Source organism: Rhizobium leguminosarum (assembly GCF_010668065.1).
GTDB classification, from domain to species: domain Bacteria; phylum Pseudomonadota; class Alphaproteobacteria; order Rhizobiales; family Rhizobiaceae; genus Rhizobium; species Rhizobium leguminosarum_S.
Genome location: NZ_WUEN01000036.1, coordinates 1 through 2520 on the forward strand (window position 1 = coordinate 1; position 2520 = coordinate 2520).

Sequence of the window (2520 nt, forward strand, 5' to 3'; positions counted from 1 at the left end):
GATTTGGGAATCTGGAGGGTTCTGTGAGGTCCGTTCGCTATGCGTGCGGCATTCACTGATCGGACCTCATTGAAGCCGGATTGAGCGAAGGCGCGGGTTGTTTGGCGCTATGGGGATTTAGTCGAAGCGGTGGATGGGGTTTGGCAGAATCGAGCCTTGCCGGAGCACCTGGACAGGTCTGGAAGGAGATTCTTGCCGGTATGCGGTGTCTTTGACGCTCCTGTCGGCTGGTTTACATCGGCCGACCCCTTGGTTCTGTGGCGCTTTACGTCGCTCAGGCACGGATTGGCCAAAACACTCGCCTCGCGGCTCCCGGCATGCCGACGCTGATCGTTGCAATGATGCTGCGCGTGATATGATCATGAACTGTCGTTCCATGCTGGCCGGCGTACCGGCTGGAGCGGGGTCCACGCGGCAATGATCGTCATGGTTCCGCCGCAACAGGAGCAGCGCCGCCGCAAAGGTGGTGGCTTTGCGTCCGGTTCTTCGACCGGCGGCGGCGGGACGTCGAGCAGGCTTCGGCACAGGTCCAGCTTCAGTTGTCGATGGCCATTGGCAAGCAGGCCGTAATGACGAATACGGTGAAAGCCGTCCGGAACGGTGTGAAGCAGGAAACGGCGGACGAATTCGTGGGCATCGAGCGTCATTATCTTTTGCCTGCCGCCCGTTCGATAATCCTTCCATCGGAATGTGACGCGATCGCCATCGATGCTGACGAGGCGGGAATTGGAGATGGCAATGCGATGGGTATAGCGCCCGAGATAGGCCAGCACCTGTTCGGGTCCGGCAAATGGCGGCTTGGCGTAGACCACCCAGTCGACACGCCGCGCTTCTTTGACAATGCGATTGAATGCGGGCGGATCGGCCAGGCCGGCGATATCGCCAAAGAACCGAAGCTGGTCCAGGTCGTAGGCCTGCTTCAGCTCTTCAAGAAACAGTCGCCGGAACAGGCGTGACAGAACCCGCACGGGCAGGAAGAAGTTTGCCCGGCAGGCAACCCAGCGGGACTGGTCGGCCGACAATCCGCCGCCCGGCACGATGCAATGGATATGCGGGTGATAATGGAGCGTCTGGCCCCAGGAGTGCAGCACCGCGATGAAGCCGATCTCCGCACCCAGATGTCTGGGATCCGCAGCAAGCTTGCGCAGCGTCTCGGCGACGGCGCGAAACAGGATCGTGTAAACGGCATTTTTGTTCTGGAAGGCGATTGCGGCGATCTGCTGCGGTAGGGTGAAGACCACGTGGAAATAGCCGACCGGCAGAAGGTCGGCCTGCCGGGCAGCAAGCCAGTCACGGCTCGCCTGTCCCTGGCACTTTGGGCAATGCCGGTTGCGACAGGAATTATAGGCGATGCGGAACGCCGCGCAGTCCTGACATTGCTGGACATGCCCGCCCAGGCGAGCGGTCCGGCACATCTCGACCGCACTCATGACCCGGCGTTCGACACGCCCGAGATGAGCGTCGTGTGTTTGACGATATCTTTCCCCGTGGCGGCGAAAAATGTCCGCCACCTCCAGTCCCGCCGCCATGGCGAAGCTATGCTCAGCCTGGCGGCACCACCTCTAACGTCAGCCGGTCGAGCGGGCTGGTCGTGCTGCGGATCAGGGTATTGGAAACCTTCGTGTAGCGTGCCGTGGTGGACAGATTGTTGTGGCCGAGCAAAACCTGGATGATGCGGATGTCGGTTCCGCTTTCCAGAAGATGGGTGGCAAAGCTGTGACGCAGCGTATGGACCGTCACCCTTTTGTCGATGCCGGCAGCAGTGCACGCCGAACGGCAGGCAGAATACAGAACCTGGACGTCGATGGGCTTGGTCTCGTCCCGGCCCGGGAACAGCCAGACCTCGGGTCTCGCCAGCCGCCAATAGACCCGCAGGATCGCGAGCAACTGCCCGGACAGCATGACGTTGCGATCCTTTCCGCCCTTGCCATGCTCGACACGGATGATGCCGCGCTCGCCATCAATGTCGCCGACCTTGAGATGGACAGCTTCCGAGGCGCGCAGCCCCGCCGCATAAGCTGTCGTCAGTGCGGTGCGGGTTCTCAGGCTCGGAACCGCTTCCAGAAACCGCACGATCTCGTCGCCGTTTAGGATCGTCGGCAGCTTGGCGGGTGTCCGGGCATAGGCAATGCGTTCCGGTATCTCGGCATGACCGAGCGTGATGCCAAAGAAGAACCGCAGGGCACAAACTGTCTGGTTCAAGGCCGGCCATGATAGGCCCGATGAGACCAGATGCACCTGAAACGCGCGCACGTCTTCCAGTCCAAGACGGTCTGGCGAACACCCGAAATAGCGCGAGAACTTCGTCACCGCATGCAAATACGATCGTTGCGTCGCTGGCGAAAGATTGCGGATCGTCATGTCATCGATCATGCGCCGGCGCAGCGGGCTTATCTCTGTCATCGTCATCTCCTGTTCAAAGGTTGGCTAAAACAGCCCAATCCTTCAAATCAGAAGCGCATCATGCAAATCCCGAGTTCCAAATGCCGCGCAAGCGGCTTCGTTCAATCCTGAATGTCG

At 60.5% G+C, this 2520-nt stretch carries 2 protein-coding genes; both read right to left on the reverse strand.

Annotated features, from left to right (window positions below):
• Positions 1–359: 359 nt before the first annotated feature.
• Positions 360–1529 carry an IS91 family transposase gene (locus GR198_RS35155; protein ID WP_113544305.1) on the reverse strand — a complete coding sequence of 390 codons (1170 nt, stop codon included), beginning with the start codon at positions 1527–1529 and terminating at the stop codon, positions 360–362.
• Positions 1530–1542: 13 nt separating this feature from the next.
• Positions 1543–2403, reverse strand: coding sequence for a tyrosine-type recombinase/integrase (locus GR198_RS35160; RefSeq protein WP_113544332.1), 861 nt, complete (start codon positions 2401–2403; stop codon positions 1543–1545).
• Positions 2404–2520 lie beyond the last annotated feature (117 nt).

Coding starts and splice junctions, on each gene's coding strand:
- GR198_RS35155 (WP_113544305.1), bottom strand. CDS start 1,529: ATGGCGGCGGGACTGGAGGTGGCGGACATTTTTCGCCGCCACGGGGAA.
- GR198_RS35160 (WP_113544332.1), bottom strand. CDS start 2,403: ATGACAGAGATAAGCCCGCTGCGCCGGCGCATGATCGATGACATGACG.